The 17,931-nt window shown below is 71.5% G+C and carries 18 protein-coding genes; 8 read left to right on the forward strand and 10 right to left on the reverse strand.

Going from position 1 to position 17,931, the window contains the following annotated elements; all coding sequences use genetic code 11:
* Positions 1 to 18: 18 nt before the first annotated feature.
* Positions 19 to 1,899: a WD40 repeat domain-containing protein gene (locus AB0368_RS27160; protein ID WP_366156799.1), complete on the reverse strand. Its 1,881-nt coding sequence runs from the start codon at positions 1,897 to 1,899 to the stop codon at positions 19 to 21.
* A gap of 158 nt (positions 1,900 to 2,057) precedes the next feature.
* Positions 2,058 to 3,002 (reverse strand): LLM class F420-dependent oxidoreductase, encoded by a 945-nt coding sequence (locus AB0368_RS27165; RefSeq protein WP_366156800.1) that lies wholly within the window; start codon positions 3,000 to 3,002, stop codon positions 2,058 to 2,060.
* 78 nt (positions 3,003 to 3,080) lie between these two features.
* Between AB0368_RS27165 and AB0368_RS27170 the strand changes: the two genes are divergently transcribed.
* Positions 3,081 to 3,680: a TetR/AcrR family transcriptional regulator gene (locus AB0368_RS27170; protein WP_366156801.1), complete on the forward strand. Its 600-nt coding sequence runs from the start codon at positions 3,081 to 3,083 to the stop codon at positions 3,678 to 3,680.
* Between the two features lie 12 nt (positions 3,681 to 3,692).
* Here the strand turns inward: AB0368_RS27170 and AB0368_RS27175 are convergent, their stop codons facing one another.
* On the reverse strand, positions 3,693 to 4,304 hold the full coding sequence (locus tag AB0368_RS27175) for a hypothetical protein (protein WP_366156802.1): 612 nt from the start codon (positions 4,302 to 4,304) through the stop codon (positions 3,693 to 3,695).
* 52 nt (positions 4,305 to 4,356) lie between these two features.
* Here AB0368_RS27175 and AB0368_RS27180 point away from each other — a divergent pair, with 52 nt between their 5' ends.
* Positions 4,357 to 4,605, forward strand: coding sequence for a hypothetical protein (locus AB0368_RS27180; RefSeq protein WP_366156803.1), 249 nt, complete (start codon positions 4,357 to 4,359; stop codon positions 4,603 to 4,605).
* Here the strand turns inward: AB0368_RS27180 and AB0368_RS27185 are convergent.
* From AB0368_RS27185 to AB0368_RS27195, 3 genes are all read right to left on the reverse strand, one after another.
* On the reverse strand, positions 4,595 to 5,359 hold the full coding sequence (locus AB0368_RS27185; protein WP_366156804.1) for a DUF2927 domain-containing protein: 765 nt from the start codon (positions 5,357 to 5,359) through the stop codon (positions 4,595 to 4,597). The two genes, AB0368_RS27180 and AB0368_RS27185, sit on opposite strands and share 11 nt — an antisense overlap.
* A 67-nt stretch (positions 5,360 to 5,426) precedes the next feature.
* Positions 5,427 to 7,190: a hypothetical protein gene (locus AB0368_RS27190; protein ID WP_366156805.1), complete on the reverse strand. Its 1,764-nt coding sequence runs from the start codon at positions 7,188 to 7,190 to the stop codon at positions 5,427 to 5,429.
* 74 nt (positions 7,191 to 7,264) lie between these two features.
* Positions 7,265 to 8,410, reverse strand: a complete 1,146-nt coding sequence (locus tag AB0368_RS27195) for an acyl-CoA dehydrogenase family protein (RefSeq protein ID WP_366156806.1) — start codon at positions 8,408 to 8,410, stop codon at positions 7,265 to 7,267.
* Positions 8,411 to 8,488: 78 nt separating this feature from the next.
* Here AB0368_RS27195 and AB0368_RS27200 point away from each other — a divergent pair, with 78 nt between their 5' ends.
* Genes AB0368_RS27200 through AB0368_RS27215 form a run of 4 tightly spaced genes read left to right on the forward strand, consistent with a single transcriptional unit; the run spans position 8,489 to position 14,390 of the window.
* Positions 8,489 to 10,195, forward strand: coding sequence for an acyclic terpene utilization AtuA family protein (locus tag AB0368_RS27200; protein ID WP_366156807.1), 1,707 nt, complete (start codon positions 8,489 to 8,491; stop codon positions 10,193 to 10,195).
* A 59-nt stretch (positions 10,196 to 10,254) separates the two neighbouring features.
* Entirely contained in the window at positions 10,255 to 11,790 is a 1,536-nt protein-coding gene (locus AB0368_RS27205) for an acyl-CoA carboxylase subunit beta (protein WP_366156930.1), read from the forward strand.
* Positions 11,791 to 11,794: 4 nt separating this feature from the next.
* Positions 11,795 to 13,750, forward strand: a complete 1,956-nt coding sequence (locus tag AB0368_RS27210) for a biotin carboxylase N-terminal domain-containing protein (RefSeq protein WP_366156808.1) — start codon at positions 11,795 to 11,797, stop codon at positions 13,748 to 13,750.
* Positions 13,743 to 14,390, forward strand: a complete 648-nt coding sequence (locus AB0368_RS27215; protein ID WP_366156809.1) for a TetR/AcrR family transcriptional regulator — start codon at positions 13,743 to 13,745, stop codon at positions 14,388 to 14,390. The genes AB0368_RS27210 and AB0368_RS27215 overlap by 8 nt, the downstream gene beginning before the upstream one ends.
* Here the strand turns inward: AB0368_RS27215 and AB0368_RS27220 are convergent.
* On the reverse strand, positions 14,370 to 14,798 hold the full coding sequence (locus AB0368_RS27220) for a DUF6188 family protein (protein ID WP_366156810.1): 429 nt from the start codon (positions 14,796 to 14,798) through the stop codon (positions 14,370 to 14,372). The genes AB0368_RS27215 and AB0368_RS27220 overlap by 21 nt on opposite strands.
* A gap of 212 nt (positions 14,799 to 15,010) precedes the next feature.
* Between AB0368_RS27220 and AB0368_RS27225 the strand changes: the two genes are divergently transcribed.
* The gene (locus AB0368_RS27225) at positions 15,011 to 15,754 is read left to right on the forward strand and encodes a hypothetical protein (RefSeq protein WP_366156811.1); all 744 of its coding nucleotides are present in this window, start codon (positions 15,011 to 15,013) and stop codon (positions 15,752 to 15,754) included.
* A gap of 29 nt (positions 15,755 to 15,783) precedes the next feature.
* Positions 15,784 to 16,266, forward strand: coding sequence for a GNAT family N-acetyltransferase (locus AB0368_RS27230; protein WP_366156812.1), 483 nt, complete (start codon positions 15,784 to 15,786; stop codon positions 16,264 to 16,266).
* A gap of 101 nt (positions 16,267 to 16,367) precedes the next feature.
* Here the strand turns inward: AB0368_RS27230 and AB0368_RS27235 are convergent, their stop codons facing one another.
* The 3 genes from AB0368_RS27235 to AB0368_RS27245 all read right to left on the reverse strand — a co-directional run bounded on the left by AB0368_RS27235 (position 16,368) and on the right by AB0368_RS27245 (position 17,855).
* Positions 16,368 to 16,895 carry a hypothetical protein gene (locus tag AB0368_RS27235; protein WP_366156813.1) on the reverse strand — a complete coding sequence of 176 codons (528 nt, stop codon included), beginning with the start codon at positions 16,893 to 16,895 and terminating at the stop codon, positions 16,368 to 16,370.
* A gap of 134 nt (positions 16,896 to 17,029) precedes the next feature.
* The gene (locus tag AB0368_RS27240; RefSeq protein ID WP_366156814.1) at positions 17,030 to 17,212 is read right to left on the reverse strand and encodes a hypothetical protein; all 183 of its coding nucleotides are present in this window, start codon (positions 17,210 to 17,212) and stop codon (positions 17,030 to 17,032) included.
* 121 nt (positions 17,213 to 17,333) lie between these two features.
* Positions 17,334 to 17,855 (reverse strand): PadR family transcriptional regulator, encoded by a 522-nt coding sequence (locus tag AB0368_RS27245; RefSeq protein WP_366156815.1) that lies wholly within the window; start codon positions 17,853 to 17,855, stop codon positions 17,334 to 17,336.
* Between the last annotated feature and the right edge of the window lie 76 nt (positions 17,856 to 17,931).

Here is a 17,931-nt window from a genome sequence, read left to right on the forward strand (position 1 = left end):
CATGACGTGCCTCCGGCGTCAGATGTCCTGGCTGGGTGGCGTCGTGAGGAACCAGAACTCCCCGTTGGGTGTTCCGCCGACGATATGCCGTTGGCCGTCGTACACCGACGCCGACCCGCCGTCGTCGAGCGCGATCAGCATGGCGAGGCGACGCTCGGCCTTGGCGTCCCACAGGTGCACGGTCCCGTTGCTCGTGCCGACGGCGAGCAGGCGGCTGTCCGGGGAGTAGGCCAGCGACAGGACCAGACCGGCGTGGCCTTCGAGCCACCCGTCGAAGTCACCGGAGGCGGGATTCGAGTAAACGGTGACATGGCTGGCTTCGTCGCCCACGGCGAGCGCCCCGTCGGGTGAATAGGCGAGCGCCGACACGACTTCCGTGTACGGCTCGGCCGGTTCCATGCCGGCGGCTTCGTAGATGGACAGGATCCTGCCGCGGAACCTGTCGTAGATGCCGACTGCGAAGCCACGGCCGTCGGGGGCGATGGCGACCGCGTCCACCCGTCCCTCCGCTTGCGCGAGGCAGCTCACCTGCTTCTCGGCAGCGATGTCCCACGCGCAGACGGTCTCGTCGTCGGCGACCACCAGGTGCCGGCCCTCGGGGTGGAACGCCGCGTACCAGACGGGCCTGGAGGGTCCGGTCAGGACAGCCCGGGAGTGCCAGGTACCGGCGTCCCGGACGTGGATCGTGCCGTCCTCGCCGGTGGTCGCCAGCATTCCGCCGTCGGGCGACCAGGCCAGCGCCAGGACGGCGGAGCCGGTCGGCTCCAGGGCGCCGGCCGGCGTTCCGGTCGTGGCATCCCAGAAGCGCACTGTCTCGTCGTCCGCGACGGCGAACAAGCCTCCGTCAGGGCTGTATGCCACGGCCTGGACCGCATATCCGGCCGAGGGCAGCCGGTACGCCGCCCGTCCCGTGCCGGTCTCCCAGACGCGCACCTCCTCGTCGACGACCGTGGCGAGCCGCTGCCCGTCGGGGCTGAAGGCCAACGCGTGGACCTCACGGGTCACCCCGCCCAGGTCGAAGGCGAACTCGCCGGTGCAGCTGTCCCACAGCCGGATGATCGAGTCGTCGTCGTGGCCGGTGACGAGGTACTCCCCGTCGGGAGTGAAGGTGACGGCGCCCACCGATCCGGGGTCGGGGAGCTCAACGAGCGTTTCCCAGTCCGTTGTGGAGTAGATGCGGACGCCCGCGTCCTCGTCAGCGATGGCGAGGCGCGAGCCGTCGGACGACAGCGCGAGATCCGTGCCGGTGAACTCGGCGACCACCGCCCGGGCCGTCAGATCCCAGATCTGCGTGGTGTCCTTGTGGGCGACGGCGCACCGCCCACCGGGCAGAAGCACCACCTCCCACACCGTGCCGGGGTAAGGCAGTTCCCAGCGCTGGATGCCGTCCGTCGTGCTCCAGATCCGCACCGGCTCGCCGCGGGGCGCCGAGGACGACGTCGCCAGCCAGTACCCGTCCTGCGACAACGACCCCGCGGCGAGGTGTTCGGTCGCCCCCGACAGTGTGCAGTGGACGGTGCCGGTCGCGATGTCGACGAGCTGTTTGTCGGCCTCGTCGTCGGTCGTCAGGAACCACGGCATGCCGTCCGGGCCGGGCAGGAATTGCCCGTACGAGTACGGCCATGCCTGCTTCTGCGTCTGCCCGGTCGCCACGTCGAAGCGGTACAGGACTCCGTCGGATGTGCCGATGACGGTGCCCGGCTCGACGCCGAAGGCCACGCTGTAGTCCGGGGTCCCCTCCGCCAATGGCATCCGCGTGGACAGGTCCCACAGCCGTGTCCGGTCGCCGGAGTGCCTGCTCAGCAGATGACGACCGTCGCGGCTCACCGCGATCCGGTAGGTGTTTCCCCCGGTGCAGGGCCGCACCTGCGGCCGGCCCGCGTCGCCGTCCGTGAACATCGACCTTCTCCGCTCCGCAGCTGGGACAGCCCGGAACGGTACCGCAGCGGTGCTCCTGTCCCGCCCTCAGGCGCCGGCGAGCTTTCCAGCGGGGGAACCACCGGGAGGCCGGGACACCGCGGCCGGGCGATGGCGTCGCCCGGCCGCGGTCCGACTATCTACGCGGCCGCCACCAGGGGCTTGAGCGCCGCGCCGACCTGGGTGACGAAGCCCGGCCGGTGACCGTTACGGATCAGGTTGATGGTGAGCCCGTCGATGCCGGCGCCCAGCACCTTCTCGTCCAGCTGCTCGGCAACCTGCTCGGGCGTACCGAGGAAGGTCCGGGCGCGCCGGTCCTCCGGCACGGTCTCGCTGAGCTCCTTCACCTCCTGCTCGGTCTCCCCCACGATGCCCATGACCAGGTAGCTCGTCGCGAGCGTGGCGGGGTCGCGGCCGATCTCCTCGCACCGCTGCTTCAGCACAGCGACCTTGTGCGGCAGGTCCGCGACATCGCAGATGATGTTCATGTGGTCGGCGAAGCGTGCGGCCAGCCGGAACGTCTTCTGCTCGCCACTGCCACCCAGCATGATGGGAATCGTCGGGCGCACCCGCGGATTGTTCATGGCGCCCCGCGCCGTGTACCACTTGCCCTCGAGGCTGGCCGGCTCGCCCTTGAGCATGGGGGCGATGATGGTCAGCGCCTCCTCGAGCCGCTCGAAACGCTGCCCGAACGAGCCGAACTCGAAGCCGTAGTCGTGATGCTCACGCTCGAACCAACCGGCTCCGATCCCCAGGATCGCGCGGCCCTTCGAGACCACGTCCAGGGTGGTCACCGTCTTCGCGAGCAATGCAGGATTACGGTACGTGTTCCCGGTGACCAACGTGGACAACCGGATCGTCGACGTGGCCGAGGCGAGCGCCCCGAGCGTGGTGTATGCCTCCAGCATCGCGTTCTCGGGCGCGCCGATGCCCGGCAGCTGATAGAAGTGGTCCATCACCAGGACGGTGTCGAATCCCACCGCCTCGGCCTCGCGGGCCTGAGCGGCGACCGTGTCGAAGAGGTCCTCGTCCGGGACGCCGGGATAGGTGAAGTTCGGGATCTGGTACCCGAGCCGGATACTCACAGTGCCTCCGCCATGTAAGAGGGCTATCACTTGCTAATGTAAGAGCTCACTTACATCACGGCAAGCGGGAGGGCCAGCGTGTCGGCGGACCGGGGCTACCACCACGGCGACCTCCGGGAGGCGCTGATCGAGACCAGCTTCGCCCTGCTCGCCGAGGGCGGACTCCAGCGCTTCTCGGTGGCCGCCGTCGCCCGCCGCCTGGGAGTGAGCACGGCGGCCCCGTACCGTCACTTCCCGGACCGGATCCACCTGCTCGGCGCCGTCTCGGCCGCCGCCGCCCACGACCTGGGCGCCGCGATCACCACCGCCGCCGACGCGGCAGGCGCAGACCCGGCCGACCGCCTGGCCGCGGCAGCGGGCGCCTACGTCCGGTACGTCGTCGGCACGGGCGCCGGCTTCCATGTGATCTACGCCGCCGAGCTGAACGGCCTGCCCGACGGCGCCCGCCGCGACCAGACCCGGGCGCTGATGACAGTCCTGCTCGACCTCGCGGCGGCCACCGGCTGCGCTTCGTACCAGGAGGCCGTCCAGCTCGTCGAGGCGACGATCGCCGTGGCGCACGGGTATACGTCGCTGTTCGCGGACGGGTTCTTCGCCCGCAAATCCAGCTCCGTCGACGCCATCGCCGCCCGCGCCACGACAGCGGCCCGCGCCCTCACGACCCGGTCCCAGCAGTAGAAGGCTGCCCGGCTACAGAGCCTGCGGATACTGGCCCAGGCGGTTGCCGAGGATACGGCTGAATCCCCTGTGGAGCTTGACCCCTGGCCTACCGGCCGCCTCGTACGTGACCGTGCCGCCGTCGTGGAAGGTGAGCGTCACCGCCACCGTGTTGCCCCGGGTCGCGAGCCATGCCCCGGCGACACCACCCGCCGGCACCCAGAGCGGCGGGCCCGCGTCCCTCTCGACCGTGTACTCCAGTGAGCGCTGGAAGGCGGGGAACAGCAGCAGCGGCGAGATCAGTACGGCTGTCATCACGTACAGGAGACCTCCGAAGAGCTCCCACGCATCCGTCAGCAGCATTCCCAGGCCGAGAACCGCCATCACGGCGCCGATGGCGGTGATCCAGCCGGTGACGGCTGCGGCCGGTTCGAGGCCGGCCCAGGCGAGCAGCAACCAGAACGGGCAGCACACCAGCGCCGCCAGGAAACCTCGCCACGCGCCCCATGCCGCGAGGCCGTACAGCTCGGCGAGGCGGCTCTTCACCTCGGGACGCAGATGCGTGACCCGCCAGCCGCCGTCTCGCGGAAGGTCGAGCCGCACAGAGCCCCCCGGCATCGCCTGCACGTTCGTGATCCTCCCCATGCGGGTGAGGATAGGGATGATCAGACACGGCCACGTCAGTAAGTTCACGGAGGTGACGCACGTACTGGTGACCGGAATGTCAGGCGCGGGCAAGAGCACGCTGCTCGAGGAACTGCGGCCGCTTCGAGCATGTCGTCCTGCTCAGTGCGCCCCTCGACGTTCTGCTGGACCGGGTCGCGACATCGAGCGCTACGTGCGGGAGGTCGAGCCGTTGCTACGGAACGGTGCCTCGGTGGAGCTCGATGGCCGCGGGCCTGTGGCCGAGCTGGCCGACGCCGTCGAGCGACTGCTCAGCCGGTGACGGTCACCGCCGCGGTGATGTCTTTGCGGGTGTAGCCGGGCTGGAGCGCTCCCCCGTACAGAAGAGCGATCAGTCTCTTGTCGAGCGCCGAATACTTCGTCGGCGTCGCCCAGTAGCGGCCGTAGAAGACGCTGTCCGGGTGGTCGTTGGCGTCTCGCATGAGGCCCATGCTCTGGGTCAGTTCCTCGCGGATCAGGTGGCAGCGGACCCGCCGGCCGATGCCCGTCGTTCTGATCAGCACCGTGCCCTTGCTGATGGTGTGGTCGCCGGACCAGGCGACGGTGAAGAATCCGTCGTTGCCGCGGACGTAGCTGGGTTCGATGGCTGCGAACCGGGAGACCGGGCCGAGGTACATGCGGACGTCGGCGGTGGGGTCCGTGGTGAGTTTCAGGTTCGTGGTGGCCGACAGCTCGTTGAAGTCGGCGATGACGCGCTTGAGGCAGGTCCGGGCAGACGTGTCCGGCTTGCCGTCGAGGCGGACGGTGACGACCGGCTGGGACCATTTGACGACGACCTTGACATCGTCGCCGTACTCGGCACCCAGGGCGATCTTGAAGAAGTACGCGAGCGTGGCCTTGCTGACCTCGGGCTTCGGCGGGGCGGGCGACGGGGGTGCCGGTGCGGGCGTGGATGCCGCCAGGCCGGAGGCCGCCGGGGTGCCGGCCTCGGGGGTGGGGCCGGCGTCGCAGCCGGCCGTGGCGAGGACGGCGGCCAGCAGTGCCGGGGACAGGACGCGAAGCAGCGCCGGACGCAAGCGGATCCTCCGGGGTCGCAGTGCCGGGACCCCGGCATCCTACGGTTCGGCGGGCGGCGCCCGGGGGTCAGGCGGGAAGCCACCGTTTGCGGTCCGCCGGAACGCCGTGGGGTGGCGCCTTCGGCAGGAACCAGACCGGGTTGGAGGCCGCCGCGAGCCGGTTGTCGGCCAGCCGGAGCTGGGTGCGGACATACGCCCCGGAGCCGGGCTTCACCGTGAGCCGGTAGCGGCCGGTGACGAGCGACGCCGCCGGGATGCGCTCCACCTTCACGGACGGGGTCAGGCGGCGGGTGCCGGCCCGGTCGGTCACCCCGGTGACGACCTCGAGGACCGACCCCGCCGGGAGGTCCGTCGCCACGGCGTCGACCTTCACCTTGGCCGCTTTGGTGAGGTAGACGGCGCCCATCGCGTCGTGGGCGTCGACCTGAAGGTCGAGCGAGCCGCGGTAGTACAGCGGGTCGACGAACCAGGCGGCGCCGCGGCGCAGTGCCGGCAGGACGTCGCCGCGCCGGTTGGTAGGGGCCCAGGTGCAGGTCAAGAACCGCTCGGGTTGCGCCAGCCAGTCGTCGCCGTCGTGGTCGTCGCTCGCGCCCACCGCCGTGAAGAACAGCGCGTTGCGCGCGGCCACGTCGTAGACCCACAGCAGGTCCTCCTGCGGGTCGCGGCCGATCTCGACCAGGTCGGCGCCGAGCTTGTCGCGTTCGATCATGAGTTTGGCGAGGCCCTCGCGGGTCTCCACGTCCATCGGGTGGTTCCAGCAGACGACGCCGCCGTGGGCGTGCAGGAATTTGATCATCTTGGCGGTGGCCGCCGGGTCGTCGTTGCGTTCCGGCGGGAAGGGGAAGGCCGGCAGCGTCTCGTCGCCGCCGTACCAGTTGAGGTGGCGGACCAGGGAGATCTCGTACGCGCGGTAGTGCTTCACGTCGGCGTACTCCTGGTCGTAGTTCGCCAGGACCTCCTCGCGCATGTCCTCGCCGTCCTGCCCGGCCCGCCGGTCGCGGGTGAACGTCAGCCGGTCCACGACGAAGGCCGCCTCCAGGCCCGCGCCGGCGGCAGCGCCCACCCGCAGCTCGCGGATGCTGTTGTCCACGGCGATCAGGTCGGGCCAGAGCCGGCGGATGTCGTCGGCGAGCCGCAGAGAGATCCGGTTCCACATGCCGGCGGCCGCGGGTACGTCGACGATCCCGAGCAGGTCCGTGGTGGTGTAGCCGCGCTGGTCGACGGCACCGATGCGGTACCGCAGGACGTACTCGCCGGCGGGACGGCCGCCGCGCGCGGGGTGGTACGACAGCTTCATCTCCAGCAGCAGCGTGGCGTCCGGCCCCGCGCGTTCCGGGAACACGTCCAGGCTGAGGACGGTGTCCGCGATGCAGGTGGAGTACGTGGAGTTCCACGCCGCTCCGACCTCCCAGAGGATGCCGCCCTCGGGGGCCGCGCCGACCGCCGAGAGCCGGAGCGCGCCGTCCCCGAAACCGGCCGTCGCGACGGACAATGCGCCGTCGCTGCGCTGCGTCCAGTTCCAGGCGATGCCCTTCTCGAGCTCCGTCACGTCGTCGAACTGCACCGCCCGGCGATAGCCGTGGGCGGCGATGCGCCAGTCGTGGTCGGTCCACCACACCAGGTCCACCCCGAGCTGCCGGGCCTGCTGCAGGTGCGCCTCGTAGCTGGCCGCGCCCTCGCTGAACGGGCCGTGGATGTGCATGGCCATGCTGACCGGCTTGACCGGCGGATCGGCCGCGAACGCCGGGCCGCCGCCGACCGCCGCCAGCCCGGCGCCGGTCGCGGCCGCCGCCAGGACGGTACGGCGGGAGACGGTGCGATGTTCGGACATGACACGACTGTGCCGATCGGGTACGCGGGCCGGAGGATTATCCGGCGAAATCGAGTCAGCCGGCCCGCGGCCTGCTAGGCGGGCAGCCCGTCGAGGCGGGCCAGCACCTGCAGCATGACCTCGTCGGCGCCGGCGCCGATCGACGTCAGCCGGCTGTCCCGCAGCAGCCGGGCCGTCCAGGTCTCCTCGAGGTAGCCCATGCCGCCGTGGAACTGCAGGCACCAGTTCGCCACCTCGCGGACCAGCCGCCCGGCCTTGAGCTTCGCCACCGTGGCGAGCCGGGTGACGTCCTCCCCCGCCATCAGCGCCTCGCAGGTGACCAGGTTGTGGCTGCGCAACAGGTCCACCTCCGCCTGGAGCTCGGTGAGGCGGAAGGCGACGTACTGGCGGTCGGCCAGCGGCGTGCCGAAGACCGTACGGTCGCGGATGAACTCGCGGGTGCGGTCGAGGGCGTACTGGCACTGGCCGACGGTGGTGTACGCGGCGAACACCCGCTCGGTGACGAACTGCCGCATCTGCTGCTGGAAGCCGCGCCCCACCTCGCCGATGGTGTTGGCGACCGGCACCCGCACCCCGTCGAACGCCAGCTCGGCGGTGTCCGAGCAGCGGTTGCCGAGCTTGTCGAAGGTCCGCACGACGCTGAACCCGGGCCGGTCCGTGGGCACGACGATCTGCGACATCCCGCGGTAGCCGCCCTCGTCCGAGGTGCGCGCGAGCAGGCAGATCCAGTCGGCCTGGGCGCCGTTGGTGATGTACACCTTGCGGCCGGTGATGACCCAGTCGTCGCCGTCGCGTACGGCCCGGGTCCGCAGCCGCGCGACGTCCGAGCCGGTGTCCGGTTCGGTGACGGCGATGGCGGTGACCGCGGTGCCGGCGACGGCGGGCGCGAGGTAGCGCTGCTTCAGCTCCTCGGACCCGTACTCGTGCAGGGAGGGGGTGGCCATCATCGCCTGGACGCCCAGGGCCATCCCGACGCCGCTCGCGTGCATCCGCCCGTACGCCTCGGCGGCGACCATCTGGAAGCTGTGGTCGGCGCCCTCGCCGCCGTAGGCCGGGTCGTACTCCAGGCCGAGCAGGCCGAGGGCCGCGGCCTTGGGGAAAAGGTCGTGCAGCGGCGCCTGCCCGGCCGCCTCCCACCCGTCGACGTGCGGGTTGACTTCGGTGTCCACGAACCGGCGGACGCTGTCGGAGAAGGCGCGATGGTCGTCGTTGAGCCGCATCCGCCGACCGTAGCGAAGCGCCGCGGCCAAAAACAAGCACGCTTGCTTGTTTTCGCCCGCTGTGCCAATGTCACCCCCATGAGCCTGCGCGTCGGCAACTGTTCCGGCTTCTACGGCGACCGGCTCGCCGCGATGCGCGAGATGCTCGAGGGCGGCGAGCTGGACGTCCTCACCGGCGACTACCTCGCCGAGCTCACCATGCTGATCCTGGGCCGGGACCGGGCGGGCGATCCGGCGGCCGGCTATGCCAGGACCTTCCTCACCCAGCTGCGCGACTGCCTGCGGCTGGCGCTGGACCGCGGCGTCCGCATCGTCAGCAACGCCGGCGGCGTCAACCCGCCCGGCCTGGTCGCCGCCATCCGCGAGCTGGGCCTGCCCGCGAAGGTGGCGCTGGTGCGCGGCGACGACCTCACCGCGCGGGCCGGGGCGCTCGGGCTGGGCTCGCCGCTCGGCGCGCACGCCTACCTCGGCGCCTTCGGGATCGCCCGGGCGCTCGCCGCCGGCGCCGACGTCGTCGTCACCGGGCGGGTCACCGACGCCTCGCTGGTGGTCGGGCCGGCGATCGCGCACTTCGGCTGGGACCGTACGGATCTCGATGCGCTCGCCGGGGCCACCGTGGCCGGCCACGTGATCGAGTGCGGCACCCAGGCCACCGGCGGCAACTACCCGTTCCTCGACGAGATCGCCGACCCGATTCACCCGGGCTTCCCGATCGCCGAGGTCCGGCGCGACGGATCCAGCGCCATCACGAAACACCCCGGCTCCGGCGGCGCGGTCACCGTCGGCACGGTCACGGCCCAGCTCGTGTACGAGGTGGGCGACGCCCGCTACGCCGGTCCCGACGTCACCACCCGCCTCGACACCGTGTCGCTGCGGCAGGCGGGTCCCGACCGGGTCGAGATCACCGGTGTACGCGGCGAGCCCCCGCCCCCGGATCTCAAGGTCTGCCGCACCTCGATCGGCGGCTACCGCAACGAGATGACCGTGGTCCTGACCGGGCTGGGGATCGAGGCGAAGGCCGCGCTGTTCCGCCGCCAGTTCGAGGCCGCTTGCACCGCCGACCCGGCCGAGCTCACCTGGCACCTGGCCCGGCTCGACCGTCCGGACGCGCCCACCCAGCAGCAGGCGTCCGCGCTGCTCACCGTCGTCGCCCGCGACCCCGACGAGAAGGTGGTCGGGCGGGCGTTCAGCAAGAGCGGTGTCGAGCTGGCGCTGGCGTCGTACCCGGGCTTCTTCAGCACCGCACCGCCCGGGCGCGCCCACCCGTACGGGATATTCACCGCGGGTTTCGTGCCGCAGAGCGTTGCGGCGCATGAGGTGGTCCTGGACGACGGCAGCGTCGTCCCGATCGATCCCCCGTCGCTGACCCGGCCGCTGGAACCCCTGCCCGGCCCGCCGCCCGGCCCCGCACCGGACGAAGCGGGTCCGTCGCGGCGGCTGCCGCTGGGGATCCTCGCCGGAGCACGCTCGGGCGACAAGGGCGGCGACGCCAACGTGGGGGTCTGGGTGCGTGACGATTCCGCGTACCCGTGGCTCGCCTCTCTGATCACCGAGCGGACCGTCCGGAAGCTGCTGCCGGAGGCGGCGGAGCTGCCGGTGCGGATCACCCGGCTGCCGGGCATCCGAGCTGTCAACATCGTCATCGAGGGGCTGCTCGGGCGGGGCGTGGCCGACCAGGCCCGATTCGACCCGCAGGCCAAGGGGCTCGGCGAGTGGCTGCGGTCGCGGCACGTGGACATCCCCGCATCGCTGCTGGCCGCTCCGGCCGGCGAGGAGGAAGAGTGACGATCCTGCGGACCGCCGTCGAGCCGGACACCGGTGAGGCCCGCGCCGCGCGGCAGGCCATGCTCGAGGCCCTCGGCCAGATCGCGGCCGAGACCGCCACGGCCGTCGCCGGCGGCGGCGAGAAGGCGGCCGCCCGGCACCGCGCGCGCGGCAAGATGACCGCCCGGGAGCGGGTCGAGTTGCTGCTCGACCCGGACTCACCGTTCCTGGAGCTGGCCGCGCTGGCGGGCTACGGCTCACCGTTCACCGTGGGCGGCAGCGTGGTGGCCGGGATCGGCCTGGTCAGCGGCGTCGAGTGCCTGCTGATCGCCAACGACCCGACCGTCAAGGGCGGCGCCAGCAATCCGTGGTCGCTGCGCAAGACCCTGCGGATGCACGAGATCGCGCTGCAGAACCGGCTGCCGGTGATCAGCCTGGTCGAGTCCGGGGGCGCGGACCTTCCCACGCAGAAGGAGGTCTTCGTCCCCGGCGGAGCGGTCTTCCGCAACCTCACCCGGCTGTCGGCCGCCGGGATCCCGACGATCGCGCTGGTCTTCGGCAACTCGACGGCCGGCGGCGCGTACCTGCCCGGCATGAGCGACCACGTGGTGATGATCGAGAACCGGTCGAAGGTGTTCCTCGCGGGCCCGCCGCTGGTCAAGGCCGCCACCGGCGAGGAGTCCGACGACGAGTCGCTGGGCGGCGCGGCGATGCACGCGAGCGTCTCGGGCCTGGCGGACCACTACGCGGTGGACGAGCAGGACGCCATCCGCATCGGCCGGCGGATCGTCGCCCGCCTCAACTGGCGCAAGGCCGCCGGTCCGGCGACGGCCGCGCCGAAGCCACCGCGGTACGCCGCCGACGACCTGCTCACGATCGTGCCGCCCGACCTGAAGTCGCCGTTCGACCCCCGAGAGATCATCGCCCGGATCGTCGACGACAGCGACTTCGACGAGGTGAAGCCCCGCTACGGCAGCTCCCTGGTCACCGGCTGGGCCGAGCTGCACGGCTTCCCGGTCGGCATCCTGGCCAACGCCCGCGGCGTGCTGTTCAGCGCCGAGGCGCAGAAGGCGGCCCAGTTCATCCAGCTGGCCAACCGGTCCCACACCCCCCTGCTGTTCCTGCACAACACCACCGGCTACATGGTCGGCAAGGAGTACGAGCAGGGCGGCATCATCAAGCACGGCGCCATGATGATCAACGCGGTGTCGAACTCCACCGTGCCGCACCTCTCGCTGCTCGTCGGCAACTCGTACGGCGCCGGGCACTACGGCATGTGCGGCCGGGCGTACGACCCGCGGTTCGTCTTCTCGTGGCCCAGCGCGCGCTCGTCGGTCATGGGGGCCCAGCAGCTCGCCGACGTCACGTACCTGGTGTCCAAGGCGTCCGCGCTGGCGCAGGGAAAGCCCTTCGACGAGGACGGTGCGCAGGTGGTCCGGCACGCGATCGAACAGCAGATCTCCGCCGAGGCGATGCCGATGGTCCTCTCCGGGCTCGTCTACGACGACGGCATCATCGACCCCCGCGACACCCGCGACGTCCTCGGCGTCGCCCTGTCCGCCGTCCACACCGCGCCGGTCCAGGGGACCGACGCCTTCGGCGTCTTCCGGATGTGAACCGATGATCACGAGCGTGCTGGTGGCCAACCGCGGCGAGATCGCCCGCCGCATCTTCGCGACCTGCCGGCGCCGCGGCCTGGCCACCGTGGCGGTCTTCTCCGACGCCGACGCGGGCAGCCCGCATGTTCGGGAGGCGGACAGTGCGGTACGCCTTCCCGGTGCCGCACCCGCCGAGACGTACCTGCGCGGCGACCTCGTCATCGAGGCGGCTCTGCGCGCGGGCGCCGACGCGATCCATCCCGGCTACGGCTTCCTCGCCGAGAACGCGGACTTCGCCCGGGCCGTCGGCGACGCCGGGCTGACCTGGATCGGCCCCAGCCCTTCATCCATCACTGCGATGGCGTCCAAAGTGGAGGCCAAGCGGCGGATGGCCGCCGCCGGCGTACCGGTCCTCGAGCTGCTCGACCCGGCGACGATCACCGAGGCCGAGCTGCCGGTGCTGGTCAAGGCCTCGGCGGGCGGCGGCGGGCGGGGCATGCGCATCGTCCGTACCCTCGACGGTCTGAAGGACGCGGTGGCGTCCGCCGCCCGGGAAGCCGCCGCCGCTTTCGGCGATCCGGAAGTCTTCTGCGAGCGGTACCTGAACTCGGGGCACCACATCGAGGTGCAGGTCCTAGCCGACGCGCACGGCACGGTGTGGGCGCTGGGCGAGCGCGAGTGCTCGCTGCAGCGCCGCCACCAGAAGGTCATCGAGGAGGCCCCGGCCCCGCTCGTCGACCGGATCGGCGGCGACCTGCGCGACCGCCTGCTCGCCGCGGGCCGCGAGGCGGCGGCCGCGGTCGGCTACCTCGGCGCCGGGACGGTGGAGTTCCTCGCCGACGACGACGGCAATTTCTGGTTCCTCGAGATGAACACCCGCCTGCAGGTCGAGCATCCGGTCACCGAGTGCGTCACCGGCACCGACCTGGTCGCCCTCCAGCTCGACATCGCCGCGGGCCTTGCGCTCACCGGTCCGGAGCCGGCCATGACCGGCCACGCCATCGAGGCCCGCCTGTACGCCGAGAGCCCCGCCGACGACTGGCGCCCCCAGACCGGCACCGTCGTCACGTTCGACGTACCCGGCGTCACGGCCCGGTTCGGGCGTACCGCCGCCGACGGCATCCGGCTCGACTCCGGTGTCGAGGACGGCAGCGTCGTCGGCCCCCACTACGACGCCATGCTGGCCAAGGTCGTGGCGTACGCGCCGACCCGCGAGGCCGCAAGCCGGCAGTTGGCCGCCGCCCTGCGCCGCGCCCGCGTGCACGGAGTGACCACCAACCGGGACCTGCTGGTCGCCAGCCTGCTCCAGCCCGAGTTCCTGGCCGGGACCGCCGGCACGAGTTTCTACACCGACCACCCTCCGGCCGCGCTGACCGACGGCACCGGGCCCGAGCCGGAGGTGGCGGCCCTGGTCGCGGCGCTGGCCGACGCCGCCCGGGAGCGCGGGCCGCTGCTGACCGCCGTGCGCAGCGGCTTCCGCAACATCCCCGTCGGCTACCGCAGCCGCACCTACGCCGCGGGCGAGCACGAGATCGAGGTCCGCTACCGCTTCGGCCGCGACGGGCTGGAGCTGCCCGGTACGGCCGGCCCCGCCCTGGTGGACGCCACCGCCGAGGCCGTCGTGCTGGACCACGACGGCATCCGCCGGCGCTGGACCGTGGGCCGGTTCGACGACCGCGTGGTGGTGGACGGGCCCCAGGGCACGGTCGAGCTGCGACGGGTCGCCCGCTTCACCGACCCGTCGGCGCAGCCGCCGGCCGGGGCACTGGTCGCCCCGATGCCCGGCACGGTGGTCCGTGTCGAGGTCAGCGTCGGCGACATTGTCAAGGCCGGGCAGCCGTTGCTGCGGCTGGAGGCCATGAAGATGGAACACGTGGTGCACGCCCCCGAGGCGGGCACGGTGGCCGAGCTGCCGGTCCGCGTCGGCCAGCAGGTCAGCCAGGACACGCCCCTCGCCGTACTGGTCGCCGATGGCTGACGACTCCGCGCCCAAGCAGGACCGGTCCCGGGCGACGCGCCGGCGGCTGCTCGAGACGACGATCCGCTGCCTGGCCAAACACGGCTGGGAGATCTCGACGGTCGCCTTCATCGCCGCCGAGGCCGGCATCAGCCGCGGGGCGGTCCAGCATCATTTCCGTACGCGCGAAGCCCTCATCCTCGCCGCCCTGGAGCACATGTTCGAGGAGCGCGCCGCCCTGCTCGACGCCCTCCCCGACCCCGGGGGTTCCGCCCCCGACCGGGTACACGCGATCGTCACCGGCCTGGTCGACGCGATCGGCGGCGAGCTCTTCCGCGCGGCCCTGCAGGTGTGGACGGTCGCGGCCGCCGACCCCGAGCTCCGGTCCGCGGTCGTGCCCCTGGAACGCCGCTTCGCCCGCGGGGTGCACCAGCGCGCCGTACGCCTGCTGCGGGTCGACGACAGCGACCCGGGCGTCCGCGGCCTCATCCAGGTGACCCTCGACCTTGCGCGCGGGCTGGCCCTGGCCGACGTCCTCACCGACGACTCACGCCGCCGGGCCCGGGTGGTCCGCGCCTGGTCGGACCAGCTGACGGCCGCGCTGCCGGCCGCCCGCGGCGTCACCGCGGGTCCGAGCTCCTCAGGCCACCAGCCGGGATGACGTCGCGTCACCCCAGACCGCCAGCTCACCGCGGGCCAGGCACACCATGAGAACACCGCCGGGACCGACGATCGCCCACGACTCGAAGTCGGCGTCGGCACCGACCGACAGCTCCGCCCCGCTCTGGAAAGCGATCCGCAGCTCGCCGCTGTCAAGCGTCCACGCGGCCCGGACGGTGTCACCGAGCAGCATCGCGAGCACGTCGGAGGGGTGATCGCCCGGCTCGATATTGACCCGCCCGCCCGGCCCGTCCAGGTGCGCGACGGTCTCGATCAGCACCTGCGGTCCGCCGGAGAAGCTCAGGACGACAGCGTGGCCGAGCCGCACGTAATCCACCTTGCGCCCGGCCAGCACATCGATGGACCGCGCCCGCCGCGGACGCCTCCCCGCGCGCATGTCGGCGACCATGACTGGCAACATGAGGACCTCGATCGGCTCGTCGCAACACTGACGGCTGGAACGTAGCCCGGACTTTCATAAGGGAGCCTTAAAGGCGCCAGTGGGATTCCTGAACCTGCGCACCGGGCGACTGAGGCTGCGGGTGGGCGGCGCTCGGCCGGCCCCCGCACGGTACTCTCGTCGCTCATCGATGCACCTGAACATCACGGGGACGGGACGTCTTGCGAAGCACGCGTACCAGAGTCGCGCTCATCGCTCTGGCCGTCGCGGCCACGACGCTCGCCGGTTGTACGGACGACGCCGATTCCACCTCGCCCGCCTCCGGGAGCGCGGCGTCGCCGGCACCCACCGGCACGGGCATCGGGGCGCTGAGCGCGGACGAGATCCTGCAGCGGGCGAAGGCCGCGCTCGCCGAGGCGAAGTCGTACCGGGCCAAGGGCAGGTTCGACCAGGGCGGCCAGCAGACGACCATCGACCTCAAGGTCGACGGGCGGGACTTCACCAGCGTCATGTCCTTCGGCAAGGCCGAGGTCGAACTGCTCGCCGTCGACGGCAAGAAGTACATCCGGCCGAACGAGCAGTTCTGGACGATGTCGACCGGCGCCCGGCAGGGCGAGGCCCTGGCCCGGGGAATCGGTGACCGCTGGGTTGCCGGAGCGGACCAGGACCGCTCGTTCGCGGAGCTGTTCACCATCGGATCCGCCGACGAATTCCTCAAGCCCACGGGCGCCCTCAGCAAGGGCCAGGAGAAGAAGGTCGGCGGCGTTTCGGCCATCGGCCTCAAGGACGCGGGCGATCCCGACTCGGTGTTCTACGTCGCGACGACCGGAAAGCCGTACCCACTGCAGCTGGTCGGCAAGGGTGACTCGGCAGTGGTGTTCAGCGACTTCGGCGCAGCCTTTCCCGGCATCAAGGCGCCGGCCGCCGACAGAGTCGTAGACCTCGGCGAGGTGGCCGGCAAATAGGCGCCGATCCGGTGTGCCAGCATCGCACCATGCCCGAAGTGATCGTTCGCCAGATGAAAGAGCCCGAGTTCGACCGGTGGTACGAGGACTCCACCCGATTCATGGCCGCGTCGCAGGTCGCCGCGGGCAACTGGCCCGCCGAGGAAGCCCTGCAACGAGCGCACGCTTCCCGCCGTGGCCTGCTGCCTCACGGCCGCACCACCGCAGGCATGCTGTTCCTGCGGGCACTCAAGCCCGACGGCACGCCGGTGGGTGCGGTGTGGCTGGGACCGCATCCCAGGGGCGTACCGGATTGTGGATTCCTCTATTTCATCGAGATCGACGAACCGCACCGTGGAGCGGGCTACGGACGAGCCCTGCTCAAGGCGGCCGAGGAAGCGGCACGGTCCCAGGGGGCCAACTCGTTGGAACTGAACGTCTTCGGTTCCAACGACCGAGCGGTCCAGCTGTACGAGACTTCGGGGTACGGCATCGTCACTCAGCAGATGAGAAAGACCTTCGACGACCGATGACGTCGAGCCGGGCCACGAAGGTGATGTCTACAGTGGCGCATGGCCGGCGGACCATCTGACTGGAACTGCTCGTGCGCCTCGGGCGCACGGGCAGCGCGGCGTCAACTTACGGCCAGGGTTTCGCCCACCGGACGGGGCTCGTCGGGCGTGCAGTCGATGGTGACGGTGCCGAGCAGGACGACGTTGGCCTTGACGGTGACGTCGCCGCCCCGGACCTCGTCAGCGCCGGCAGCGGTGGGGGTCCAGCTGCCGGCCAGGTCACCGGTGATGGGCTGGTTCGCGGGTACCCGGCCGCCGGACCCGGTGACCGGGAACTGTGCTGCCTCCGCGCCGCTGACATCCATGTTCGCGGTGATGCTCCACGAGTTGATGGCCACTGGTGCGCGCAGGCTGATCTGCGAGATGTGCAGCTCGAAGGCGACCGGCGTGCCCGCTGCGGCCGGGTTCGGCGAGGCGGTGAGTGAACCGTCGATCGTGGCGTTCTGAGTGCCCAGCACCGGGGCGGTGCAGGTGTAGGGCGCCGAGAAGTCGGCAGCGTACGCCGGCGACTGGGCGACGATGGCGCCGAGGCCGCCGAGCGTGAGCGCGACGGATCCGACCGCCAGGCGCCCGCCGAGAGATCTGATCATCAGATGTCTCCTTCAGGGGACAATCCGGACACCACCGTGGTGCCCGCCATGTTACCCATTCGTAACCATCCAGTGATACTTGTCAATACCTCGACACGAGATGTGGAGCCCACAGTGGAAGGAGAACCAGCCGCTCAGCCGTTCTCCTCGAGGATCTCGCGCACCTCGGCGAGCATCCGGAAGATCTCGATGCGGCCGTCGAGGAAGCCGGTCCGGTAGTCCGCGCCGGTGTGCGGGTCTTCCGCGGCGCCCACGTTCCGGCGCCCGGCGAAGGCGTCCTCGCGGCCGTCGCCGTACGCCCGCAGCGCGTCGTCCATGAAACACCTCCTTGCCGGTCCGCGCGCCAATCTCGCACGCGGTGGAGGTGTCCGGCACCGGCCGACCATCCGACCCGGGGCCGACCGATTCGCCAGTCGCTACACAGACCGTGACGACGCGCTAGCGCACCGCCGAAGTCAGCTCGTCGAGCCGGTTTTCGGCGTGCTCCAGCCACCGCAGATCGGCCTCCAGGTGGACCATCGCGTGGTCGCGGAGGAGCTGGGCGGCCGGGTCGCCGTCGCCCTTTCGCCGGGTCAGCTCCCGCATGACCCGCAGGTTCGCGGCCCGCTGCGCGTCGAGCACGGCGCCCGCCGACCGGCCGGTGAGCAGCGCGCCGACGATCTTGGCGTGCAGGGTGCTGTGCGGGGTGGCGGCCGGGTCCTCGGGTTCGTCGAGCCAGCGCTGCACGTCGGCGACGCCGGCCTCGGTGATCGCGTACCGCTTGCGGTCCGGGCCGCCGCCCGGCTCGATCCCGTCGATCGCGGCCAGGCCGCTCTTGAGCAGGCGGGCGAGGGTCGCGTACGCCTGCCCGTAGTGCAGCGGCCGGTCCCGCCCGAAGTGCCGGTCGTAGTCGTTCTTGAGCTCGTATCCGTGCCGGGGCCGCGCCTCCAGCAACGCCAGGAAGGCGAGCGCGATCGTCATGGCCGCCGACTATACACCGGGGTGTATAGCGGCGCCGGACGGCTGCTTTTGTAGGATCCCTACAACGCAGACGCTC

This window comes from Actinoplanes sp. NPDC051475, from assembly GCF_040689425.1.
GTDB lineage: Bacteria > Actinomycetota > Actinomycetes > Mycobacteriales > Micromonosporaceae > Actinoplanes.

Coding starts and splice junctions, on each gene's coding strand:
- AB0368_RS27160 (WP_366156799.1), bottom strand. CDS start 1,899: ATGTTCACGGACGGCGACGCGGGCCGGCCGCAGGTGCGGCCCTGCACC.
- AB0368_RS27175 (WP_366156802.1), bottom strand. CDS start 4,304: ATGGGGAGGATCACGAACGTGCAGGCGATGCCGGGGGGCTCTGTGCGG.
- AB0368_RS27190 (WP_366156805.1), bottom strand. CDS start 7,190: ATGTCCGAACATCGCACCGTCTCCCGCCGTACCGTCCTGGCGGCGGCC.
- AB0368_RS27195 (WP_366156806.1), bottom strand. CDS start 8,410: ATGCGGCTCAACGACGACCATCGCGCCTTCTCCGACAGCGTCCGCCGG.
- AB0368_RS27200 (WP_366156807.1), top strand. CDS start 8,489: ATGAGCCTGCGCGTCGGCAACTGTTCCGGCTTCTACGGCGACCGGCTC.
- AB0368_RS27205 (WP_366156930.1), top strand. CDS start 10,255: ATGCTCGAGGCCCTCGGCCAGATCGCGGCCGAGACCGCCACGGCCGTC.
- AB0368_RS27210 (WP_366156808.1), top strand. CDS start 11,795: ATGATCACGAGCGTGCTGGTGGCCAACCGCGGCGAGATCGCCCGCCGC.
- AB0368_RS27215 (WP_366156809.1), top strand. CDS start 13,743: ATGGCTGACGACTCCGCGCCCAAGCAGGACCGGTCCCGGGCGACGCGC.
- AB0368_RS27220 (WP_366156810.1), bottom strand. CDS start 14,798: ATGGTCGCCGACATGCGCGCGGGGAGGCGTCCGCGGCGGGCGCGGTCC.
- AB0368_RS27230 (WP_366156812.1), top strand. CDS start 15,784: ATGCCCGAAGTGATCGTTCGCCAGATGAAAGAGCCCGAGTTCGACCGG.
- AB0368_RS27235 (WP_366156813.1), bottom strand. CDS start 16,895: ATGATCAGATCTCTCGGCGGGCGCCTGGCGGTCGGATCCGTCGCGCTC.
- AB0368_RS27240 (WP_366156814.1), bottom strand. CDS start 17,212: ATGGACGACGCGCTGCGGGCGTACGGCGACGGCCGCGAGGACGCCTTC.
- AB0368_RS27245 (WP_366156815.1), bottom strand. CDS start 17,855: ATGACGATCGCGCTCGCCTTCCTGGCGTTGCTGGAGGCGCGGCCCCGG.